Source organism: Microbacterium sp. Soil_N32 (assembly GCF_057655505.1).
Window position 1 is genome coordinate 1,377,634 of the sequence record NZ_JBDGME010000019.1, and the last position, 22,478, is coordinate 1,400,111.

General features: G+C 70.0%; 21 protein-coding genes and 2 tRNA genes. 5 read left to right on the forward strand and 18 right to left on the reverse strand.

All coding sequences use genetic code 11. From position 1 onward, the window contains the following. Window positions 1–10: 10 nt before the first annotated feature. Window positions 11–739, forward strand: a complete 729-nt coding sequence (locus tag AC3A3J_RS14770) for a hypothetical protein (RefSeq protein ID WP_487672985.1) — start codon at window positions 11–13, stop codon at window positions 737–739. A gap of 64 nt (window positions 740–803) precedes the next feature. Here the strand turns inward: AC3A3J_RS14770 and AC3A3J_RS14775 are convergent. Then, window positions 804–879 (reverse strand) — tRNA-Arg (locus tag AC3A3J_RS14775). A gap of 66 nt (window positions 880–945) precedes the next feature. Beyond that, the gene (locus AC3A3J_RS14780) at window positions 946–1,530 is read right to left on the reverse strand and encodes an asparagine synthase (protein ID WP_487672986.1); all 585 of its coding nucleotides are present in this window, start codon (window positions 1,528–1,530) and stop codon (window positions 946–948) included. A 109-nt stretch (window positions 1,531–1,639) separates the two neighbouring features. Between AC3A3J_RS14780 and AC3A3J_RS14785 the strand changes: the two genes are divergently transcribed. Further along, entirely contained in the window at window positions 1,640–2,497 is an 858-nt protein-coding gene (locus AC3A3J_RS14785) for an SDR family NAD(P)-dependent oxidoreductase (protein ID WP_487672987.1), read from the forward strand. A gap of 15 nt (window positions 2,498–2,512) precedes the next feature. On the opposite strand, the gene AC3A3J_RS14790 is transcribed toward AC3A3J_RS14785, so the two are convergent. The 16 genes from AC3A3J_RS14790 to AC3A3J_RS14865 all read right to left on the reverse strand — a co-directional run bounded on the left by AC3A3J_RS14790 (window position 2,513) and on the right by AC3A3J_RS14865 (window position 18,689). Continuing rightward, window positions 2,513–3,379: a hypothetical protein gene (locus tag AC3A3J_RS14790; RefSeq protein ID WP_487672988.1), complete on the reverse strand. Its 867-nt coding sequence runs from the start codon at window positions 3,377–3,379 to the stop codon at window positions 2,513–2,515. Continuing rightward, on the reverse strand, window positions 3,376–3,606 hold the full coding sequence (locus tag AC3A3J_RS14795) for a hypothetical protein (RefSeq protein WP_487672989.1): 231 nt from the start codon (window positions 3,604–3,606) through the stop codon (window positions 3,376–3,378). The genes AC3A3J_RS14790 and AC3A3J_RS14795 overlap by 4 nt, the downstream gene beginning before the upstream one ends. A 198-nt stretch (window positions 3,607–3,804) precedes the next feature. Beyond that, complete coding sequence (locus tag AC3A3J_RS14800; RefSeq protein WP_487672990.1) at window positions 3,805–4,419, reverse strand: GntR family transcriptional regulator; 615 nt, start codon at window positions 4,417–4,419, stop codon at window positions 3,805–3,807. Window positions 4,420–4,568: 149 nt separating this feature from the next. Continuing rightward, complete coding sequence (locus AC3A3J_RS14805) at window positions 4,569–5,210, reverse strand: NADPH-dependent F420 reductase (RefSeq protein ID WP_487672991.1); 642 nt, start codon at window positions 5,208–5,210, stop codon at window positions 4,569–4,571. Window positions 5,211–5,257: 47 nt separating this feature from the next. After that, window positions 5,258–5,701 carry a Fe-S cluster assembly sulfur transfer protein SufU gene (sufU, locus tag AC3A3J_RS14810; RefSeq protein ID WP_487672992.1) on the reverse strand — a complete coding sequence of 148 codons (444 nt, stop codon included), beginning with the start codon at window positions 5,699–5,701 and terminating at the stop codon, window positions 5,258–5,260. Then, window positions 5,698–7,005, reverse strand: a complete 1,308-nt coding sequence (locus tag AC3A3J_RS14815) for a cysteine desulfurase (protein ID WP_487672993.1) — start codon at window positions 7,003–7,005, stop codon at window positions 5,698–5,700. The genes sufU and AC3A3J_RS14815 overlap by 4 nt, the downstream gene beginning before the upstream one ends. 15 nt (window positions 7,006–7,020) lie before the next feature. Then, complete coding sequence (gene treZ, locus AC3A3J_RS14820) at window positions 7,021–8,802, reverse strand: malto-oligosyltrehalose trehalohydrolase (protein WP_487672994.1); 1,782 nt, start codon at window positions 8,800–8,802, stop codon at window positions 7,021–7,023. After that, entirely contained in the window at window positions 8,799–11,147 is a 2,349-nt protein-coding gene (gene treY / locus AC3A3J_RS14825) for a malto-oligosyltrehalose synthase (protein ID WP_487672995.1), read from the reverse strand. Before treY ends, treZ begins: the two co-directional genes overlap by 4 nt. Beyond that, window positions 11,144–13,423, reverse strand: coding sequence for a glycogen debranching protein GlgX (gene glgX, locus AC3A3J_RS14830; protein ID WP_487672996.1), 2,280 nt, complete (start codon window positions 13,421–13,423; stop codon window positions 11,144–11,146). The genes treY and glgX overlap by 4 nt, the downstream gene beginning before the upstream one ends. Continuing rightward, window positions 13,420–13,755, reverse strand: coding sequence for a hypothetical protein (locus AC3A3J_RS14835; RefSeq protein ID WP_487672997.1), 336 nt, complete (start codon window positions 13,753–13,755; stop codon window positions 13,420–13,422). The genes glgX and AC3A3J_RS14835 overlap by 4 nt, the downstream gene beginning before the upstream one ends. A gap of 114 nt (window positions 13,756–13,869) precedes the next feature. Continuing rightward, window positions 13,870–14,436, reverse strand: a complete 567-nt coding sequence (locus AC3A3J_RS14840) for a GyrI-like domain-containing protein (protein WP_487673129.1) — start codon at window positions 14,434–14,436, stop codon at window positions 13,870–13,872. A 78-nt stretch (window positions 14,437–14,514) separates the two neighbouring features. Further along, on the reverse strand, window positions 14,515–14,649 hold the full coding sequence (locus AC3A3J_RS14845; RefSeq protein WP_487672998.1) for a methionine/alanine import family NSS transporter small subunit: 135 nt from the start codon (window positions 14,647–14,649) through the stop codon (window positions 14,515–14,517). Continuing rightward, the gene (locus AC3A3J_RS14850) at window positions 14,646–16,268 is read right to left on the reverse strand and encodes a sodium-dependent transporter (protein WP_487672999.1); all 1,623 of its coding nucleotides are present in this window, start codon (window positions 16,266–16,268) and stop codon (window positions 14,646–14,648) included. Before AC3A3J_RS14850 ends, AC3A3J_RS14845 begins: the two co-directional genes overlap by 4 nt. Window positions 16,269–16,332: 64 nt before the next feature. After that, entirely contained in the window at window positions 16,333–17,406 is a 1,074-nt protein-coding gene (locus tag AC3A3J_RS14855; RefSeq protein ID WP_487673000.1) for a DUF6892 domain-containing protein, read from the reverse strand. A 115-nt stretch (window positions 17,407–17,521) separates the two neighbouring features. Then, window positions 17,522–17,610 (reverse strand) — tRNA-Ser (locus tag AC3A3J_RS14860). A gap of 59 nt (window positions 17,611–17,669) precedes the next feature. Further along, window positions 17,670–18,689 (reverse strand): LacI family DNA-binding transcriptional regulator, encoded by a 1,020-nt coding sequence (locus AC3A3J_RS14865; RefSeq protein WP_487673130.1) that lies wholly within the window; start codon window positions 18,687–18,689, stop codon window positions 17,670–17,672. Window positions 18,690–18,840: 151 nt separating this feature from the next. On the opposite strand from AC3A3J_RS14865, the gene AC3A3J_RS14870 reads away from it, so the two are divergent. From AC3A3J_RS14870 to AC3A3J_RS14880, 3 genes are read left to right on the forward strand one after another with little or no spacing between them, the layout of a single operon-like run. Further along, window positions 18,841–20,358: a sugar ABC transporter ATP-binding protein gene (locus AC3A3J_RS14870; protein ID WP_487673001.1), complete on the forward strand. Its 1,518-nt coding sequence runs from the start codon at window positions 18,841–18,843 to the stop codon at window positions 20,356–20,358. Then, window positions 20,355–21,374 carry an ABC transporter permease gene (locus AC3A3J_RS14875; RefSeq protein ID WP_487673002.1) on the forward strand — a complete coding sequence of 340 codons (1,020 nt, stop codon included), beginning with the start codon at window positions 20,355–20,357 and terminating at the stop codon, window positions 21,372–21,374. The genes AC3A3J_RS14870 and AC3A3J_RS14875 overlap by 4 nt, the downstream gene beginning before the upstream one ends. After that, window positions 21,371–22,426: an ABC transporter permease gene (locus AC3A3J_RS14880; RefSeq protein ID WP_314645573.1), complete on the forward strand. Its 1,056-nt coding sequence runs from the start codon at window positions 21,371–21,373 to the stop codon at window positions 22,424–22,426. The genes AC3A3J_RS14875 and AC3A3J_RS14880 overlap by 4 nt, the downstream gene beginning before the upstream one ends. Window positions 22,427–22,478 lie beyond the last annotated feature (52 nt).

Here is a 22,478-nt window from a genome sequence, read left to right on the forward strand (position 1 = left end):
GAGGGCCTTGATGAACACCAATCCGTACGATGTGACCAGACGTCACAGCGCGCGACCGCACCTGCGGGCCGGCTTATCGACGGCCGCCGCACTCTGCGCCGTCGCAGCTGGAGCGGGGCCGGTGTATGCAGCCGAGCAAGATATTTGCCCGATACCGACCAACGTAGTTCTCACGCTCGAGGCGCCCTCCACCCTTCACGTCACCTGGGAGTGGCAGTCTGACGTTCCTCTAGCCCTGCACCTCGTCACCATCAACGAACCGCCCTACGACATCGGCTCGGACAACCCCGCCTATAACGCGTCAACCACAGGGACGGAATGGTCGTTCGACATCGACTGGGTTCCCGGCAAAGAGTACGAGGTAGCCGTTTACACTGCCTGCGACGGCATCACGATCCCGTCCGAAGCGACGTTCAGCACGGTCGTGATCCCACAGGAGGTGCCACCAACCCCTGAGCCGCCAGTGACGCCCTCACCGAGCGCAACCTCGGAACCTCAGCCCGACGAAAACGTTACGCCCCCAGCCGAGCCCCTCCCCCCGCAACCCGTTTCCCCGTCTCCTTTGCCGTCCAACGCGGGGACGCCTGCGGACTCGAAGCAACCTGAGCTGGCCGCCACGGGAGCTGAGCCCGGCAAATCGATCCTCGTGGCGCTGTTGCTTCTTACGCTGGGAGCATCGATGGCGATCTCACGCCTGGCTCGTTCCGCGCCCAGAGCGCAACGACGAGGCACCTCCTGACGCGAAGCACCGCGGATGCCGGAGACGACGAAACCCCCGCCGCTTTCGCGACGGGGGTTTCAGCTGGTGCGCCCCGAGGGACTCGAACCCCCAACCTTCTGATCCGTAGTCAGATGCTCTATCCATTGAGCTAGGGGCGCTCCTGACCCGCTCAGCGGGCCGTAGAACAGCCTACAACAGTCTCGCCGCGAAAGCGAAACGAGGCCTCACCCGGCGTCGGCGGCCGCGTCGGCGAGCTTCTTCTGCCGCTTGGCCTTGGCCCGCTGCGCGGACGACAGGGCCTGCAGGTCGACGAGCCGCAGGGCCTGCATGCGTGCGTCGCGCATGCGCTCGTAGTCGGGGTCCTGCTCGGGCCGCATGCCCTCGACGCGCAGCCGCCGGTCGAGGTTGTGCCGCACGTCCGACCATGCGGCCGCCCGCGCCTCCTCGACGATGACGCGCAACTGCTCGGGGTCTTCCATCATCTCGCGCAGCCGCGCAGCGACACCGCTCGACTGCTTGGCCCGTCGGCGTAGGTTGCGCACATCACGGTCGCGGTAGTCGTGCGTGCCGTGGGGGTCGGAGTGGCGCCCCCGGGCGCGCTTGCGCAGCGCGGTGACCGTCTCGGCGGCGGCCTCGGACTCCTCGGCCATCGCACGCAACGCCTCGCGTGCGTCGTCGAGGTACTTCGCGGTATCAAACACGCCGCCCTCGGCGATGGTGCCCACGAGGATGTGGTTCTTCACGGCGAGACGCGCGGCGGCGGTCGCGATCGCGACACCTTCGGCGATGGCATCCGCTGTCCGTCCCACGCGAACCTCCTCATCTACGAGGGTACCCGTATCGCTCCCCCGGCACCTCGGTGAGAATGAGGAGAGCACGACAGGGCACGGCACCGCAGCCGGCCCGGGAAGAGGATGCATGCGCCCGCTCTCACTCGCCTCCGCCACGACCGCGATCACCGGGGCGGCGCACGGAATGGGCGCCGAGGTCGCGCGGCTCCTCGCGGCGCGCGGTGCGCCTCTCGCACTGATCGACCACGACGCCGCCGCCCTCTCGGCACTCGCCGACGAGCTACGACCGGTCGCGCCGGTCGTCACCGCGCACGTCGTCGATCTGCGCGACGATGCGGCGGTGCTCGCCGCGACATCCGAGGTGCGCGCGGCGCATCCCCACCTGCACGCCCTCATCACCTGCGCGGGATCGTCGATGCTCGGCGACATCGACCAGCTCACTCTCGAGGAGATGCGCTGGCTCATGGACGTGAACCTCTGGGGCACGGTCTCCATCACGAAGGCTCTCCTCCCCGCGCTCCGTCTCGCGCCCGCGGCGCACATCACCCACCTTGCGAGCGTCTACGCCCTCGCCGCTCCCGCCGGCCGCATCCCCTACGCGATGAGCAAGTTCGCGGTGCGGGGCTTCTCCGAGGCGCTGCGCCACGAGCTCGAAGGATCGAACGTGACGGTCGGGGCGGTGTACCCGGCGGGCGTGCGCACCGGCATCATCCTGCACGGACGCTACGCCGCCGCCATCCCTCCGGCCGTGGCCGACCGTGCGGCGGCCGCCCAGGCCGCGATGTACCACACCGACCCGGCAGACGCGGCGGCGCTCATCGTGCGCGCCACCGAACGACGACGAGCCCGCACGATGATCGGCCGGGAGGCGCGCCTCATCGACGCGCTGACCCGGCTCGCCCCGGTGCGTTATTGGGGGGCGATGCGGCGACCGCTTCGTGATGCAATCGACACGACGACGCCCGTCTCCCCCGAGGACGGCTAGCCCGGCACGCGGCGATCACTGCACGGCCCCGACCCAGATGGCGGATGCCCACGCCTGCTGCTCCGGGCCGCACCCCTGCGACCCGGGGTAGCCGCGCACGAGCGCCATGCAGTTCGCCAGGAACTCGGGATCGCTGCCGAACAGCGACGCGTACGCCGGGGCATCGTTCAGCGCTCCCCACACGCGGAACTGATAGATATGGGCGAGCTCGTGCGCCATCGCCCACTGCAGCCGCGGCATGCTCCACGACGCGATGTCGGCGCGGTACTTGATGTAGCCCCCGCTGTTCGCGCAGGCCGCCGCCTCTCCCCCGGCGCACGACGACGACTCGTACAGCCCGACCCCGGCGCCTCCCACCTGGTCGAGGGCCTGCCGCACCCGCTCGAAGCCCTGTGCGCCGCCGCTCTCGGCCCCCGGTCGCCCCGCCCCGACGCTCCGCTGCACCGCGTTGCGCTGCGCGATCTGCTCGTCGATGCTCGCTGTGAGCGCCTGCACGGCGGCCGTCGCATTCGTCACCGTGTTCGGGTCGACGCGTTCGACCCGCACCGACTCCTGCGCCGAGACGACGGATGCCCGGAGCGCCGTCGTGTCGACGGCCCCCTCGGCTCGCTGCAGCGCGGCCGCGAAGGCGGTGACCGCGTCGACGAACGCCGGCCGCACCTCGAGCACGGCGGCGCGGTCGGCGGCGTCCTGCTCGGCACGATCGACGGCTCCCTCCAGGTGGAGCGTGCGTCCGTCGGCCGCATCGGCCGCCTGACTGAGGGCGACGAGTTCGGCCTGCGCATCAGCCCGCTCGGCGTCGAGGGAGCATGCCCGGTCGAGCACGCCGGCGACGAGCAGCAGGGCCGCGGCGAGACCCACGGCGAGCGCGCGGCGCATCATGGCAGGAAGCCCGTCGTGTCGCCGAGCGCGGCGTCGTCGTCGGCGATCTGCGTGCGCAGAGTCGTCAGCCGCTCGGCGAGGCGCAGATTCTGCTCCCTGGCGTCGTCCAGGCGCGCGTCGACCTGATCGATCTGATCGTGCAGATGGGCGATCTCGGCGACCCGCTGCTGGTCGGCGAGCACGGCGACCACCGCTCCACCCACGAGCAGCAGTCCTCCGACCGCCACGGCCACGCCTCGCATACCGCTCCCCAGAACGCCGACACCCCCGGCGCTCAATATAGCGATGTGCCTGCCGGATGTCGCGGGGGTCTTCGAGGCACGCGAGATGTCAGCCCAGCTCCCCGGAAGCGCCCGCGCGCCCGCATGACGTCTCAGCGCCCCCGCCTCCGCGCATGTCTCAGTCCGGCAATCCCGCCTGAAGACTCAGCGCAGCGCCGCCGCGCGCAGCCGCCGCTCGGCCGCACGGCGGCCGCTCGCCAGATGCTCCGGCACCAGCATCCGCAGCGCCTCGACGTCGCGCGCGGCCATCGCCTCGTAGATGACCCGGTGCTCCTCGGCCATCCCGATCAGGTCGTCGTGCTGGCCGAACAGCCATTGCAGACGGGTGAGGAACACCCCGATCAGCTCGTCGAGCATGTCGTTGCCGGCCAACTGCGACGCGACGTGATGGAACTCGCCCGCAGCGATACGGGCGGCCTCGGTCTCGCCCTTCTGCGCGGCGGAGATCTCGCGATCCAGCACCGCGCGCATGCGCGCGAGGCCGGCGGCGTCGTGCCGCTGGGCGGCGAACACGAAGATCAGCGTCTCGATCGCCTCGCGCACCTCGGCGAACTCCTGTATGTCCTGCTCGGTGAACTCGCGCACGACCGCCCAGCTGCGCGGCCGGGCCACCACGACGCCCTCCGCCACGAGGGTGCGGATCGCCTCCCGTACGGGGAGGCGCGAGACATGCAGTTCAGCCGCGATGTCGCGCTCGACGAGCCGGGAACCGGGCGGGCGCCTGCCCAGCACGATGTCCTCGCGCAGTATGCGCGTCACTCGCACCGACTCCAATTCGCCGGTAGCCCCCGCCCCCGTCATCTGGGAATTGTCGCACTCGACACGAAGTTTCTACAACCTTTGGTATCCCATCGTGATCTGGAGTGCGACGCCCCGCCCGAGCGGAGGCTCGGGCGGGGCGGAGGACCTCACGGCAGACGGTTCGCCTTCGCGAGGTTCGCTTCGAGCTCCTGCGCGTTCTGCCGCACCACGTACGCCGGCCGGTCGCGCTCGACCCGCCACGATTCGCTCAGCGGCCCGACGTTCACCGCGTCGAAGCCGAACTCGTCGTACAGCTTCGTGGCGAACGCCACGGCCTCGGCGTCGTCGCCCGCGACGGCGAGCGCGCGACGGTTCGGCGTCCCCGCCGGGGTGCCGTCGGTGGTGATGTCGGCGGCCGGGATGTGATTGAAGGCCTTCGCGATGCGCGACGTCGGCAACTGCTGCTGCAGAAGCTCCGACGTGGTCGTCTCACCCTTGTCGAGCGCTTCGATGTGCCCGTCGCGCTCGAGGTAGTAGTTGTTGGTGTCGAGGACGATCTTGCCCGCCAGCGCCTCGGTGGGGAGCTGGTCGATCGCCTTCAGCGGCACCGTCACGACGACGGCGTCGCCGGCGACGGCCGCCTCGACCGCCGTTCCCGCCGTGGCGCGCGGCCCGAGCTCGTCGACGAGCCCGGCGAGCGTCTCCGGTCCGCGCGAGTTCGCGATCACGACGTCGTATCCGGCGGCGACGGCCGCGCGGGCGACCTGAGAGCCGATGTTTCCTGCACCGATGATTCCGAGAGTGGTCATGAGAGGGCCAACGCGCCTCCGCCTCTCGTATTCCCGGACGGTCGGCGTCAGGCCGACTTGTGCAGCGCGTCCTCCGCGGCGACCCACGCGAGCATCGCGCACTTCACCCGCGCCACGTACTTCGACACGCCCCCGAGGGCGGCGGCGTCGCCGAGCAGCTCCTCGTCGGGCTGGATCTTCCCCCGTGAACGCATCGCCTCCCGGAAGACCGAGATGCGCGCCTCGAGGTCGTCGACCGTCAGCCCCTCGGCGAGCTCGGCGAGGAGTGAAGCGGACGCCTGCGAGATCGCGCACCCGTGCCCCTCCCACGCGATCGCCTCGACCGTGCCGTCGTCGGCGCGGTGCACCTGGAGGGTCACCTCGTCGCCGCAGGTGGGGTTCACCTGGTGGGACTGTGCGGCGATCGGCTCCCGCAGACCGAAGCCGTGCGGCGTGCGCGAGTGGTCGAGGATGAGTTCCTGGTAGAGGTTCTGCAGGTCGCCGGACGTCATGCGCGTGCTCCGAAGAAGTCGATGGTCGCGGCGACGCCGTCGATCACGGCATCCACCTCCGACTCGGTGGTGTACAGGTAGGTGCTGGCCCGAGTCGACGACGTGACGCCCAGCCGGCGGTGCAGCGGCTGTGCGCAATGGTGCCCGACGCGCACCGCGATGCCGCGGTCGTCGAGGAACTGGCCCACGTCGTGCGAGTGGATGCCCGCGACGTCGAAGCTCGCCAGCCCCACACGGGGCAGCTCGATGTCCGCACCCAGCACGCGCACCCCGTCGATGCCGCGGAGTCCGGCGAGCAGGCGGGCGCCGAGTTTCTCCTCGTGGGCGGCGATGCGCGGCATCCCCACGGCCTGCAGGTAGTCGATCGCCGCGGCGAGGGCGATGGCCTGCGAGACGCGCTGCGTGCCCGCCTCGAAGCGCTGCGGCGGGGGCAGGTACTCGGCCTCGGTCGTCGTGACCGTCGTGATCATCGACCCTCCGGTGAGGAAGGGCGGCATGATCTCGAGCACCTCGCGACGGCCGTAGAGGGCGCCGATACCGCTCGGCCCGAGCATCTTGTGGCCGGAGAGCACCGCGAAGTCGACATCGAGCGCCCGCACGTCGAGGGGCAGGTGCGGCGCCGACTGGCAGGCGTCGAGGAGCACGAGCGCGCCCACCTCGCGCGCCCGGGCGACGATGCGCTCGACGGGATTGATCACGCCGAGCACGTTCGAGACATGCGTCACCGCCACGATGCGCGCCCGCTCGGTGATGTGCTCGGCGAGCGCGTCGAGCCGCAGCGCACCGTCGTCGTCGAGAGGGATGACCCGCAGCGTGGCGCCCGTGCGTGCGGCGAGCTCCTGCCACGGGATCAGATTGGCGTGATGCTCCATCTCGGTGGTGACGATCTCGTCACCCGCGCGCAGGCGCAGCGGCTCGGCGGCGGCACCCCCGCGCCCGAGCGAGGCGTTCGAGAGCGCGTAGGCCACGAGGTTGATCGCCTCGGTCGCGTTCGAGGTCCAGACGATCTCGTCGTCGTCGGCGCCGACGAACCCCGCGACCGCCGCGCGCGCCTCTTCGAACAGCTCGGTCGCCTCGGCGGCCAGGGTGTGCGCTCCGCGGTGCACCGCGGAGTTGTACCGCGTCGCGAACTCCCGTTCGGCATCGAGCACCGCCAGCGGCCGCTGCGACGTCGCACCCGAGTCGAGGTAGGCCAGCGGATGCCCGTTGACCTCCGTCTGCAGGATCGGGAAGTCGGCCCGCAGGTGCCGCACCTCGTCGTCGCTCAGCGGAAGGGCCGGGGCGGTGACGGGCGTGGTGCTCATCCTTCTAGCTTCTCATCACGAGCGAGGCAGAGGCTCCGTTCCGTCCGCGACGACGACGGCCGACTCCGCCGCGAGAGCGATCGTGCCGCTCCCCTGCGCGCAGTCCGTCGTGGCCAACAGCACGCGGGCGTCGGGGCCGACCGCGAAGCGCGCCTCGGCGTCGGAGAGGTTGACGAGCACCGACACCCCGCCGCGCTCGATGCGCAGGACGCGGCGATCGGGCGCACCCGCGGTGTCGGCCGCGTTCACCTCCACGGTCACGCGGTTGCGCGTCATGTCGGGCTCGGTGAGTTCGGGGCGCGCGCTGCGCAGCGCGATCAGGTCGCGGTACAGCGCGTGCAGGCGCGCGTGCGTCGGCCGGTCGAGTTCGGCCCAGTCGAGATGCGAGCGTTCGAAGGTCGCCGGATCCTGCGGGTCCGGCACCTGGTCGGGGTCCCAGCCCATGCGCTCGAACTCGGCGATGCGCCCTTCGGCGGTCGCCTTCCCGAGCTCGGGCTCGGGGTGCGACGTGAAGAACTGCCAGGGGGTGGATGCCCCCCACTCCTCCCCCATGAAGAGCATGGGGGTGCCGGGGGCGGTGAGGGTGAGCACGGCCGCGACCGCGAGCCGATCGGGCGACAGCGACTGCGAGAGGCGGTCGCCCGCGGCCCGGTTGCCGATCTGATCGTGATCCTGCGCGAACGTCACCAGTCGCCAGGCCGGGACGGTGTCGGGGATGGGGGCACCGTGCGGGCGACCGCGGAACGACGAGAACGTGCCGTCGTGGAAGAAGCCTCCGCGGGTGACCTTGGCGAGAGCATCCGCCGCGGCGAAGTCCTCGTAGTACCCCGCCGTCTCCCCGGTCAGCGCGACGTGGGCCGCGTGATGCCAGTCGTCCGACCACTGCGCGGTGAGGCCGTACCCACCCGCCTCGCGCGGGAGGATGAGCGTCGGATCGTTCATGTCCGACTCGGCGATGAGGGTCAGCGGGCGGTTCTGCTGCGCCGAGAGGGCGTCGACGCGCTCGGCGATCTCCTGCAGGATGTGCAGCGGCTGCTCGTCGCGCAGCGCGTGCACGGCGTCCAGCCGCAGGCCGTCGGCGTGGAAGTCGCGCAGCCACATCAGAGCGTTGTCGACGATGTAGTCGCGCACCGCGCGCTCGTCGAGGTTGACCGAGTCGCCCCAGGTGTTGCGGTCGCCGTCGCGCAAGTACTCGCCGAACTCGGGCAGGTAGTTGCCGCTCGGGCCCAGGTGGTTGTAGACCACGTCCTGGATCACGGCGAGACCGCGCGCGTGCGCTGCATCGACGAGCCGCTGGTAGCCGGCGGGTCCGCCGTACTGCTCGTGCACGGCGTACCAGAGCACCCCGTCGTAGCCCCAGTTCCACGTGCCGTTGAAGTCGTTCACGGGAAGCAGCTCGACATGCGTCACTCCCAGGTCGACGAGATGGTCGAGCCGGTCGATCAGCGCATCGAACGTTCCCTCGGGGGTGAAGGTGCCCACGTGCAGTTCGTAGATCACACCGCCCGCGAGCTGCCGCCCCGTCCACGCGTCGTCGGTCCAGGCGTGGGCCGTGACGTCGAACGCGGCCGAGGGGCCGTGCACGCCGTCGGGCTGGCGCCGCGATCGCGGATCGGGGCGCACGTCCTCGCCGTCGCCCAGCACGAACCCGTAGCGCTCGCCGTCGGCGAGCTCGACGTCGGCGTGCCACCAGCCGTCGGCCCCGGCGGTCATCTCGGCGTCTCCGGCAGGAGCGCCGGAATCCGTCATCGTCCGCAGCCGCATGCGCTGTGCGCGCGGTGCCCAGACCTCGATCATCGTGCCTCCACGAGCAGTGCCACAGGATAGGTGTCGAGCAGGTCGGCCAGCCGCACGGGACCGGGCTCGATCCGACGTCCGGTCAGGACGTCGGTGGCCGGCACGTCGGGTCGCATCAGCAGGGTGTCGCCCCAGCCGCCGCGGCGCTGCAGCGCCACGGGCAGGCGTGTGGCGACCGCGGTGACGCCTCCGCGGTCTACGGCGACGGCGTGCGCCGACGCCTCCCCCCCCACCGCGGCCGGGCGGTACACGCCGAACAGCTCGGGGTTGTCGCGTCGCAGGCGCAGCGCGCGCGAGGTGACGAGCATCTTCGCGAGCCCCGAATCGTCGATCGCGGGCAGCCGACCGCGTGTCACGTCGTCGTCGAGCTGGCGCAGCAGCGCCGCGTTCTCGGCGAAGTCGACGGGGCGCCGGTTGTCGGGGTCGACGAGCGAGAGGTCCCACCGCTCGCTGCCCTGGTACACGTCGGGCACGCCCGGTCCGGTCAGCTGCAGCAGCTTCGCGGCGAGCGAGTTCGAGCGACCGAACCCGATGATCTCGTCGACGAACGCCTCGATCGTCGCGCGGGCCGCTCCGTTCGCGGCCTCGGCGATGGCGGCGAGTCCCTTCTCGAACTCCTCGTCGGGGTGCTGCCAGCCGGTGCCGTCGGCCGCCTCGCGCGCCGCCTTCTCGGCGTAGGCGAGCAGGCGATCCGACGGGATCGGCCAGGCACCCACGGCGGCCTGCCAGAGCATGGCATCGAGGGGACCGTGGCCCGTCGTGGCGATCGCACGCAGCTCGTCGAGCACCTCGGCCCAGCGCTCGGGCATCTCGGCGAGCACCGAGAGCCGGGCGCGCACGTCTTCCGATCGCTTCGTGTCGTGCGTCGACAGCGTGGTCATCGAGTGCGGCCATGCGGCCAGCCGGCTCTGCTGTGCGGCGTGGAACTCGGCGACCGTCAGCGCCGGGATCGACGGGTCTCCGCCCACCTCGGTGAGGGTGCCGAGACGCGTGTGCCGGTAGAACGCGGTGTCTTCGACGCCCTTGGCCATCACGGCTCCGCTGAGCTGCTGGAAGCGCTCGGCGACCTCGTTCGACGGGTCGGCCAGCAGCTCGCCGAGCTCGGCGATCGACGGCGCGAGGTCTGGACGCTGACGCGCGGCCTCGGCGAGGGCGAGGTCGAGGTGCTCGCGGCCCGCCGGCAGGTACGACCGGTAGACGGGGAACGCGGCGACGATCTCGGCCAGCGCGTATCGGGCGTCGACCACGCCGAACGGCAGCGCGTGCACGAGGCGCCGCACCTCGGACTGCAGGATGGTCTCGGCGATCATGCGCTTCGTCTCGCGGGTCAGCTCATGCCAGTCGACGGCCTCGGGCTGCCCGGTCGCGGCCCGCAGTCGAGCGTCGAGCGCATCGAGAGCGGCGACGCCCTCGGCGTCGATGAGCACGCGGTCGATCTCGCCCAGCGCGTCGTACCCCGTGGTGCCGTCGGTGCGCCACCAGTCGGGCAGCGCCTCACCCGGTTCGAGGATCTTCTCGACGAGCGTGTACGCCCCGCCCGTGGCATCGGCGAGCTGCTCGAGGTACGCCCCGGGTTCGGACAGCCCGTCGGGGTGGTCGACACGGAGCCCGTCGGCGAGCCCGTCGGTGATCCAACGGAGGATCTCGCGGTGCGACTCGGCGAACACGTCGGGAAGCTCGACGCGGAGCCCGGCGAGCTCCGAGACGGCGAAGAAGCGGCGGTAGTTCAGATCGGTGTTCTGATCCTCCCAGAACCGCAACTCGTAGTTCTGCGCTGCCAGGAGGGCCGGCAGATCATCGGCGAGACGACCCGACCCCGGAGCGAGCGGCAACACGTGCTCGAAGTACGACAGGGTTCCGTCGGGAGCATCCGGCTGGGCGGTCGTGTCGACCACGAGGTCGCCCGAGGCGACCACCTCGTCGGGCTGCGCCCCGAGGATCGCGAGACGCACGCGGTCGTCGCCGCGGCGCCAGTCGATGTCGAACGCCAGCGCGTGGCGCGACGAGCGTCCCAGGCGCAGGACGTCCCACCACCACGGGTTCTCGCGGGGCACGGCGACGCCGACGTGGTTGGGCACGATGTCGACGAGGATGCCGAGGTCGTTCGCGCGCGCCGCGGCGGCGAACCGGTCCAGCCCGTCGGCACCGCCGCGGCTCGGGTCGATGCGCGAATGGTCGACCACGTCGTAGCCGTGGTCCGACCCGGGGGTCGCGGCCAGGATCGGCGACAGGTACGCCCACGACGCCCCGAGGGCCGACAGGTAGTCGGTGACCTCGGCGGCGGCCTCCAGCGGGAAGCGGGACGTGATCTGCAGGCGGTAGGTCGACAGTGGCCTGCGGGTCATGCGTTCTCCTCGTGCGTGGCGGCGGGAGCATCCGCCTCTTCGTTCTCGCCCGCCACCTGCTCGGACTGTTGCGCCTGCTCGGCCTGGCTCGCCTGCTCGGCCTGCTCCGCCTGCTCGGACTGCGCACGCAGCGATGCTTCGACCGAGTAGTCGGGCTCGGGTTCGGGCTCGGCGCTCTCGCGCAGCACGAGCATCGAGCGCGCGTCGAGCGGCAGCGTCGCCTTGGGGGCGACCGGCTCGTCGTGACGCAGTTCGCCCGTGGTGTCGACGACGATCTCCCACCCGGCGCCGAGACGGCGGTCGGGCAGCACGAGCTCCACCGGAGCATCCCCGCTGTTGAAGTACACGAGGAAGTTGACGTCGGTGACCGCGCGGCCCCGCACGTCCTTCTCGCGGATGCCGTAGCCGTTGAGGAACATGCCGACCGACAGACCGAACCCGGAGTCCCAGTCCTCCGGCTTCATGCGGCGACCGTCGGGGCGCAGCCACACCACGTCGGGCGCACGCCCGCCGTCTTCGTCGCGCACCGGGCGACCGTCGAAGAACCGGCTGCGGCGGAAGGTCGGATGCTCATGGCGCAGTCGCGCCACCGTCGCCGTGAACTCCACAAGAGGAAGGTCTGCCGACTCCCAGTCGACCCAGGTGATCTCGTTGTCCTGCGCGTACCCGTTGTTGTTGCCGCCCTGCGTGCGCCCCAGCTCATCGCCGTGGGCGATCATCGGCACACCCTGCGAGAGCAGCAGCGTCGCGAGGAAGTTGCGCTGCTGGCGGGCGCGACGCCGGTTCACCTCGGCGTCGTCGGTCGGGCCCTCTGCCCCGTTGTTGTCGGAGCGGTTGTGGGATTCGCCGTCGTTGTTGTCCTCGCCGTTCGCGTCGTTGTGCTTCTCGTTGTACGAGACGAGGTCGCGGAGGGTAAAGCCGTCGTGCGCGGTGACGAAGTTGATCGACGCCACCGGGCGTCGGCCCGAGTGCTCGTACAGGTCGGCCGAGCCGGTCAGGCGGGACGCGAACTCGCCGAGCGCCTGCGGCTCGCCGCGCCAGAAGTCGCGGACCGTGTCGCGGTACTTGCCGTTCCACTCCGTCCACTGCGGCGGGAAGTTGCCGACCTGGTACCCGCCGGGCCCGACGTCCCACGGCTCGGCGATCAGCTTCACCTGCGACACGATCGGGTCCTGCTGCACGAGCTCGAAGAAGGCCGCCAGGCGGTCGACGTCGTAGAACTCGCGGGCCAGAGTCGAGGCGAGATCGAAGCGGAAGCCGTCGACGTGCATCTCGGTCACCCAGTAGCGCAGCGAGTCCATGATGAGCTGCAGCGCGTGGGGGCTGCCGGCGTTGAGGCTGTTGCCGGTGCCGGTGTAATCGGTGTAGTAGCGCTTGTCTTCTTCGAGGCGGTAGTACGCCTGGTTGTCGATGCCGCGCATCGAGAGCATCGGGCCCATGTGGTTGCCCTCGGCGGTGTGGTTGTAGACCACGTCGAGGATGACCTCGATGCCCGCCTCGTGCAGCGAGCGCACCATGGCCTTGAACTCCTGCACCTGCTGCCCCTGGTCGCCGTTCGCGGCGTAGGCGTTGTGCGGAGCGAAGAAGGCGAGGGTGTTGTACCCCCAGTAGTTCGACAGGCCCTTGTCCTGCAGCACCGAGTCGTTGACGAACTGGTGCACCGGCATCAGCTCGATCGCGGTGACCCCGATGCGCTGCAGGTGCTCGATGATGGCCGGGTGGGCGATGCCGGCGTAGGTACCGCGCATCTCCTCGGGCACCTCGGGGTGCTGCACCGTGAGGCCCTTCACGTGGGCTTCGTAGATCACGGTCTGCGCGTACGGCGTCTTCAGCGGTCGGTCGCCGCCCCACTCGAAGAACGGGTTGACGACGACGCCCTTGGCCATCGCGGCCGCGGAGTCGTCGTCGTTGCGCGAGTCGGGGTCGCCGAACTCGTAGCCGAACAGCGACTGCCCCCAGTCGATGTCGCCCGAGACGGCCTTGGCGTAGGGGTCGAGCAGCAGCTTGTTGGGGTTGAAACGCTGCCCCTCCGTGGGTTCGTAGGGGCCGTGCACGCGATAGCCGTAGAGCTGCCCCGGCTGCACGGTGGGCAGGTAGCCGTGCCACACGAAGGCGTCGACTTCGGTCAGCTCGACGCGCTCCTCGTTGCCGTCGGCGTCGAACAGGCACAGCTCGACGCGTTCGGCGCACTCGCTGAAGAGGGCGAAGTTGGTGCCCTGTCCGTCGTAGGTGGCACCCAGGGGGTACGGGGTTCCGGGCCAGATCTCGCGGGTCATGCGGAGAGCTTAGAGCGCCGAGCCGACTCGACACGGCCGATGACCGCGTCGATGGCCTGGTGGAAGTCGTGCACCTGCGCGATCTCCTCGGCCTGGGGGTAGGGGTGCCCGACGTAGCAGACGAACAGCGGCGGCACGGACTCGACGTAGCCCACGGGGCCGTCGTGCAGCACGACGTAGCGGTCGAGGTCGACGCGCTCGTAGGTCGGTTCGACCGACGCGGGGGCGGATGCGGCCGGCGTGTTCACGGCAGTCTCGACGGGCACGGAGGCGAGAGTCGTCTCGCCGTTCCCGCACCCGGAGCCCTCAGGTGTACGGATCTGTGCAGTCATGATGGGCTCCTCTGATTCGGTTGGTGCACTCAACCTACGAAGGACGCCGACATCCGAGAACGCCATTGCCAGATCGGTATACCAGCGGCTAAGCTCCCTGGTCCGTCGCGACGGTCAGCTGACCCGCGCCACCGGCTGCCGCAGAATCGTCCGCAGCTTGGCGGGCTCGACGCGTCGACGATCGCTGAGGTAGATCTCGTGGTGGAGACCGGTCATCGCGAGCCCGTTCTCGGGCACGAAGCGATGGTGCAGATCGTCCAGCACCGGCCCCTCCTCGTCGAACGGACCGACGTGCAGCGTCTGCACGACCAGTCCCTCGTCGAGGGTCTCGAAACGGACGTCTCCCAGCGACCCGGACGGCTGCTTCTTGCGCAGGGCTGCCGCTCGCGCAGCCTCGACCATCTCCACCGTGACGTGGTCGGGAACCATGATCATGAGGGTCCACACCCACTGGGTCTTGTCACGCCGCGTGGTGAAGGATGCGCGGTCCGGTGCATCCCAGAGCCCTTCGAGCGGCATGACCACGGTGTCGATGCCGAGCTGCTCCCGACTGGCGAACTTCACGCCGTAGGCGATCGGGTACAGCGCCGCGACGGCATCCGCGAACTGCGGTGATGTGTTCGGATCGCCCGCGCCGTCGACCATCAGGTACTGCGTCGGCGGCACCTCGACGAGGCGCATCTCCCCGCGCTTCGCCCGGTACGCGTCGAGCGTCTTCTTCGGGTCGATCGCCACGGCTCGCCCGCCCCGTTCGTCGCCTCAGAGCTCGGTCGGGGGGACGGGCTCGTTCTCGGCGGCCTCGGGGTGGCGCGCCAGGTTCGCGACCGCGGCGATCAGCCCGCCCCAGACCGTGACCATGGCGACGACCATCATGACGATGGCGGGGGCGGTCATGCGCGGGCCTCCTTCGCGGATGCTCCCGGCAGTGCGTGCATGCCGGTCTCGGGATCGGGCTCGTAGTTCTCCTCGTCGAGGAACTCGTCGTACTCCGGGTCGTCCTTGGCGTGCGAGTGCCTGCTCCATGGCACGAGCGAGAGCAGCACACCGATGACGACGAGCGCGATCACCATGCCCCACCCGAACACCGAGAGGAACCACCCCGGATAGCCGCCGTACGGCTCGGAGATCTTGGCGATGAGCTCGCTCACGAGCAGGTAGCCGAGCACGAGCGGGGCCAGGGCGCCGACCAGAACCTTCCACACGAACCCGACCCGGAAGCTCGAGCGACGGTTGAGGTGCTCCTGCAGCACCGGCAGCTTGTGCAGCAGCCACGAGACGACGACCACGGCGACGAGGGCCACCGCCATGATGCCGAAGGCGTTGACGAAGGCATCCGTCGTGTCGAGCACCGACAGCGCCGTCGTCGTCGAGAAGAGGGCCATCGAGATCACCGCGAGCGGGATCGACACGGTGAGCGTCGTGCGCACACGCTTCCACCCGAGCTTGTCCTGCAGGGCCGCGACGATGACCTCCAGGATCGAGATGAGAGAGGTGACACCGGCGAACACCAGCGCGCCGAAGAAGAGCACTCCGATGATCGATCCGCCCGCGGCCTGGGAGACGATCGTCGGGAAGGCGATGAAGGCCAGCCCGATGCCCGAGGAGGCCACGCCGGAGACCTCCACCCCCTGCGCCTGCGCCATGAATCCGAGCGCCGCGAAGACCCCGATGCCGGCGAGGATCTCGAAGCCCGAGTTGGCGAATCCGACGACCAGACCCGAGCCGGTGAGGTCGGTCTTGCGCTTGAGGTACGACGAGTACGTCACCATGATGCCGAAGGCCACCGACAGCGAGAAGAAGATGTGCCCGTAGGCCGACGCCCATACCGCCGGGTCGGCCAGCGCCTGCCAGTTCGGGGTGAAGAAGGCGTTGAGACCGTCCATCGCGCCGGGGAGGAACAGCGACTGCACGACGAGCACCGCGAACATCACGGTGAGCAGCGGCATGAGGATCATGTTCGCGGCGCCGATGCCGCGCTTGACGCCGAGCGCCATGATCACGATGACGACGAGCCAGACCACGGCGAGCGGGATGCCGACCTGCGGCACGAAATCGGTGGACACGCCCGTCTCGGCGACATCGGCCGACTGCAGGAAGTCGGCGAAGAAGAAGTTCTCCTCGTTGCCGGCGCCCCAGCTCAGCTGCGCCGAGAACCAGGTGTACATCGCCGCCCAGGCCACGATGACCGCGTAGTAGACCGCGATGACGACGCAGATGAGCACCTGCCACCACCCGAGGGGTTCCGCCGCCTTGTGCATGCGACGGAACGCCAGCGGCGCGGAGCCGCGGAAGCGGTGCCCGATCGCGTAGTCGAGGAAGAGCAGCGGGATGCCGGCGGTGAGCAGTGCGCAGAGATACGGGATGAGGAAGGCTCCCCCGCCGCCCTCGTACGCGACGTACGGGAAGCGCCAGATGTTGCCCAGGCCCACGGCCGAGCCGATCGCGGACATGATGAAGACGTTCCGCGAGCCGAAGGCCTCGCGCTTCGGGCTCGCCGTGGGTGCGCTGGACATGCCCGCGAGATTACCCGACGCGGCTCGCCGATCCGAGGCACCTCGCGGCGCGGATCTTCTTCCGTCAGTCGACGATCGTGATCCCGGCCTCGGTGAGACGGCGGCGCGCCTCGTCGCCGAGGAATCCGCCCACGTCTTCGACCGTGGTCAGCCGCGGGAACTGCGCGAGCTCCTGCGGCGAGATCGTGGGGATCGCGAACGCCTCGTCTTCTCCGTCCCACTGCGGCGCGAGCTGCAGGTAGATGTCGTTGCCGCCGTCGAGGTACAGCTCCTCCACCTGGTCGGCGAGGGATGCCGGCATCGGGAGCGTCGCGAACCATTCGGCGACCTCGGGGATGACGGTTCCGTCGTTGTCGAGGGGTGCCGTGACGCCCGGTGTGTCGGCGGCGAAGGCGTGCACATCGAACGCGGGGCTGAGAAGCTCTCGGTCGTACATGAGGTGCTGCACCACCGCGTAGCCGAAGGAGGGGGTGTCGAAACGCAGAACGGGACCCTCCGGGGCGGTGTGCGCCCAGGATCGGCTGGGCGCAGGCGGGGTGCTCTCGGCCGGGGCACGATGGCTGATCGACGCCTCCCGGAAGGGCGTCTGCTGCGCCCGGAGGTCCGCTGCGATCTCGCCGCTGTCGATGGCCGCGAGCCGGTCGCGCACCTCCATCTCGCGCGAGAACGCCGCCGCCTCTGAGGTGAGCATGAGGGTGCAGTCCCAGTCGCCGAGCTCCACATCGATGAAGAGGTACGCCTCGCGGAGGTCGCTCTCGGGGATGGCCGCGAGTGGGGCGCCGCCGTCGATCGTGAACCCGTCTGCGGCGATGCCGCGAGGGCGCTTCTCGGCGATGTCGAAGGTGACGCGATCCGCCCACTCGGCGTCTTCGGCGATCATCACGCCCAGCTCGGTCGCGGAACGCAGGTCGGCCGACCATGCCCAGACTCCGGCGTCGTCCCAGATGACGAGCGACTTCGGCGCCTTCGCCCCCGCTTCCACCCGGGCGTCCGGTGCGACGATCCGCGGCTCGCCCAGAGCACGCGACAGCTCGTCGATGGCGAGCGAGGTCAGGCGGGAGCCGTCGATCTCGAGACCCCGCTTTGAGAGGTCGATCCGGTGCCGCCCCGCGACCGCGTCGCTGTTCTGCCCATCCATGCCTATGCCCCCTGTCGAGGCGACCGACTCGCGCGGCCACCGCTGTTGAGTCGACCGTAGCGGAGGCGACCGACACGGAGAAACCCCGGGGGCGATGCCTCCCGGGGTTCTGGTGCGGAGACGAGGGGATTTGAACCCCTGGTCCCCGTAAGGGGACTCCACCTTAGCAGGGTGGTGCACTAGGCCGGACTATGCGACGTCTCCAGGCATCCGAACCGCAAAGCACGGATGCACGTCACCATCGTAACGGATTCGACGGGCGGTCACGAACCGGGGCGTCCCTCGCCGACGGTCGAGGTGCGTGCGACGAGCTCGGGGCGGAATAGCACGTGTTCGCGGGACGGCGCCTCCCGCCCCTGACTGCGCAGCAGCAGATCGACGGCGGTCGAGCCGATGAGCGCTGCGGGCTGGCGCACCGAGCTGAGCGGGATGACGGCCGCGGCGGCGAAGTCGATGTCGTCGTAGCCGATGAGCGCGATGTCGTCGGGCACGCGTGCGTCCCCGGTCATGACGAGGCTCTGCAGGATGCCGAGGGCGAGCAGATCGTTCGACGCGAACACCGCGTCCGGGCGCTGGGCGCGAGGGCGGTCGAGGATGAGCCGTCCCGCCCGGCGCCCCTCCTCGACGGTGAGCGCCGCGGTCGCCACGAACTCCAGGCCGACGCCCGCCGCGGCGGCCGCGGCCTGCGCACCGCTCAGACGATCCGAGACCTGGCGCAGCGCGATGGGACCGCCGACGAAGGCGAAGCGACGTCGCCCGAGGCCCAGCAGGTGCTCCATCGCGATGCGGCCGCCCTCGACGTCGTCGACGGCAACGGAGGCGAAGCGCTCGTCATGCGACTCGCGGTCGACGAGCACGGCGTGCGTGCCCCGATCGTGCATGCGGGCGAGCCGAGGGAGGGACTCCGCCACGGGTGTCACGAGCACGCCGGTCACGCGCTGCTCCTCGAACAGGTCGAGGTGCATCGCCTCGCGTTCCTGTTTCTCGTCGCTGTTGGCCACGAGCACCGAGAGGCCGTGCTCGTCTGCACGCTCCTCGGCCCCGCGGATGATCTCGGCGAAGAAGGGGTTGCGGATGTCGAGGACGACCAGGCCGATCGTGCGGCTGCGGCCGGCGCGCAGCTGGCGCGCGGCGTCGTTGCGTACGAAGCCCAGCCTGTCGATCGATGCCTGCACGCGGGAGACGGTGTCGGCGGCGACTTTCTCGGGCCGGTTGAGCACGTTCGACACGGTCCCGACCGAGACTCCCGCGTCTTCGGCGACCTCGCGCACACTCACCGCCACGGCGGCCTCCATCTCGTCTCGTCCGCGGAATGAAACGAATCAGTAACGGACGCGGTAACAGACTCTCATGCCGTCTTGACAGCCGTCAACACAGCCTTTACTGTCGGAGCCACAGGGTTTGAAACGATTCATTCCCTCAATGGAGAGAGAAATGATGTCCTCACCCTCGACCGCGTCTGTGCTGCAGCTCGTAGACGTGCAGAAGGCCTTCGGCTCGGTGATCGCGCTCCGCTCGGGAACGATCTCGGTCGACCCCGGCTCGATTCACGCCCTCGTCGGCGAGAACGGCGCCGGCAAATCCACGCTCGTCAAGATCGTCGCCGGCCTCTACCAGCGCGACGGCGGCACCTTCCGCCTGCGCGGAGAAGACGTCGACTTCACCTCGACCGCGCAGTCGAAGGCATCCGGCGTCGCGGTGATCTACCAGGAGCCCACGCTCTTCCCCGATCTCTCGGTCACCGAGAACATCTTCATGGGCCGTCAGCCGACCGGCCGGCTCGGCCGCATCGACCGAAAGGCGATGCGGCACGAGGTCGAGCGGCTGTTCACGCGACTCGGAGTGACCATCGACCCCGACCGCCCCGCCGAGGGCCTGTCGATCGCCGACCAGCAGGTCATCGAGATCGCGAAGGCGGTGTCGCTCGACGCCTCGCTGCTCATCATGGACGAGCCGACCGCCGCGCTCTCCGGGGTCGAGGTCGAGCGACTGTTCGCCATCGCACGGAGCCTGCGCGACGAGGGCCGCGGACTCATCTTCATCTCGCACCGCTTCGACGAGGTGTTCGCCCTCTGCGACACCGTCACCGTGATGCGCGACGGCGCCTACATCGCCACCAGCGCGATCGCCGACACGACGGTCGACGAGATCGTGCACCAGATGGTCGGCCGCGAGGTGACCGAGCTCTTCCCCAAGCAGGAGACGACGATCGGCGAGCCGCTGCTCGAGGTCTCGGGACTCAGCAGCCCTGGCGTCTTCCACGACATCTCGTTCACGGTGCGCTCGGGCGAGATCGTGGGGCTCGCCGGCCTCGTCGGCGCGGGGCGCAGCGAGGTGGCGCGCGCGATCTTCGGCGTCGACGGATACCGCGAGGGCAGCGTGACGATGAAGGGACGGCGCATCCGACACCGCCGCCCGGTCGACGCCATGCGCGCCGGCCTCGCCCTCGTGCCCGAGGACCGGCGCAAGCAGGGTCTCGTCGTCGAGGCGGGCGTCGGCGGGAACATCACCCTCGCCATCCGTCGCCGTCTGGCCAAGTTCGGTCTGCTGACCACGGCGACCGAGAACCGTGCCGCCCGTGAATGGGCCACGCGCCTCGAGGTCAAGTCGCACGCGCTCGACACCGTGGCGGCCACGCTCTCCGGGGGCAACCAGCAGAAGGTCGTGCTGGCAAAGTGGCTGGCCACCCACCCCGAGGTGCTCATCATCGACGAGCCCACCCGGGGCATCGACGTCGGGACCAAGTCGGAGGTGCACCGCCTGCTCTCCCAGCTCGCCGGAGAGGGGATGGGCATCCTCATGATCTCGTCGGAGCTGCCCGAGGTGCTCGGCATGGCCGACCGCGTGCTGGTCATGCGCGAGGGGCGCATCACCGCCGAGATCCCCCGCTCGGAGGCCACCTCCGAGAACGTCATGTTCGCCGCGACGCACGCATCGGAGCTCACCCCGTGACCACCGCCATCCCCGTCTCCGCCCTCACCAAGCGCATCTCCGGACTCGGCCGCGCACGCGAGTTCGGCATCCTGCTCGCGCTCGTGCTCGTCGTCACCGCCGCCACGCTGAACAACCCGAAGTTCCTGTTCAGCGCCGACGGCTGGCGCGACCTCCTGCTCACCCCGTCGATCCTCGTGCTCGTCGCCGTCGGCCAGGCGATCGTGCTGGTGACCCGCAACGTCGACCTCTCGGTCGGCTCGGTCATGGGCCTGACGGCCTACCTCACGGGTCGGTTGTTCATCGACGTGCCCGGCATCCCGATCCCGCTGGTCGTGCTCGCCGCGGTCGTCTTCGGCGGCCTGCTGGGGCTCGTCAACGGCGCCCTCGTGGCGTACGCCAAGGTGCCGGCGATGGTGATCACCCTCGGCACGCTCTACGCCTACCGCGGCATCAACGTGCTGTGGACGGGCAGCGACCGGGTGAACGCCTCCGACATGCCCCGCGAGTTCCTGGCCCTCGGTACCGGACAGGTCCTCGGCATCCCGATCCTCGCGATCGTCGCCGTCGTCGTCCTCGCGGTGGCAGCCTGGTACATGAAGAACACCCGCGGCGGTCGCGAGTACTACGCGATCGGGTCCGACCCCGCCGCCGCCGAGCTCTACGGGCTCAAAGTCACCCGTCGCGTACTCACCGCCTTCGTGCTCTCCGGCGCGCTCGCGGGCCTCGCCGGAGTCTTCTACGCCGCCCGCTACGGCACCATCAACTCGCAGGCCGGCGCGGGGTGGGAGCTCGATGCCGTCGGCGCGGCCGTCATCGGCGGCGTCGCCATCACCGGCGGCATCGGATCTGTGTGGGGTGCGGCCATCGGCGCCGTGCTGCTGCTCACCATCAACCGGGCACTGCCCATCCTCGGCATCCCCGACTTCTGGCAGCGCGCCGTCGTCGGTCTGCTGATCATCGGCGCCATCGTGCTCGACCGCGTCCTCGCGGTGCGGCAGAGACGGCGGCTCATCGAGGCGAGGGACGAATCATGACCACCGCGACCACCACCACCTCGACGACGCGGGTGATCCGCGACTACGACCGCCCGCTCTGGCGGCGCCTGCTGCTCACCCGCGAGGCGGCGATCGTCGCCCTCCTCCTGCTCGTGGCGATCGTCTCGGCCTCCACGGTCCGGGGTTTCGGCCAGCCGATCACCCTCACGTACCTGCTGCTCGACATCGCGCCGATCCTGCTCATCGCCCTGCCGATGACCCTCATCATGATCACCGGCGAGATCGACCTCTCCGTCGGCAGCATGGTGGGCCTGTCGAGCGTCGTCACCGGCGCACTCGTGCAGGGCGGCCTGCCCTTCGAGGTCGCGGCCCTCGCCGCGCTCGTGGTCGGAGTCGTCGGCGGAGCGTTCAACGGCTTCCTCGTGACCGTGGTCGGCCTGCCGTCCCTCGCCGTCACCATCGGCACGCTCGCCCTCTTCCGCGGACTCGCCGTCGGCTTCCTCGGCACGACGGCCGTGACCGACTTCCCCGAGGTCTGGACCGATCTCGCGAAGGCGAAGATCACCGGCACCTCGATCCCGGCGATCATGATCCCGTTCCTCGTGCTGCTCGCGGCGTTCGTGGTGCTGTTGCACTTCACCCCGTTCGGCCGGGGCGTGTACGCCGTCGGCCTGTCGAAGGACGCAGCGCACTTCTCCGGCGTGAACGTCGAGCGCACCAAGTTCGTGCTGTTCGTGCTGTCGGGCGCGGTCGCCGCGTTCGCCGGCATCTTCTACACGCTGCGCTACGGCAGCGCCCGCGGCGACAACGCCACCGGCCTGGAACTGCAGGTCATCGCCGCGGTCGTCCTGGGCGGCGTGTCGGTCTTCGGCGGCCGCGGCCAGATCTACGGCGTCATCGCCGCCGCCCTCCTCATCGGATCGCTCGCCAGCGCCCTGCGCCTCGTGAACGTCACCTCCGATGTCATCAACATCATCACCGGAGCACTGCTCGTGATCTCGGTGGTCGGTGCAAGCGTCCTGGCCTGGGTGCAGAAGAAGCGCCGCCGGCCGGGCAGACCCCCTGTCGGCGTCGCCACCACAGCGTCATGACACCGATGGACGCCGCGCCCGCGGCAACTCCCGACGAAAGGAACGAACAATG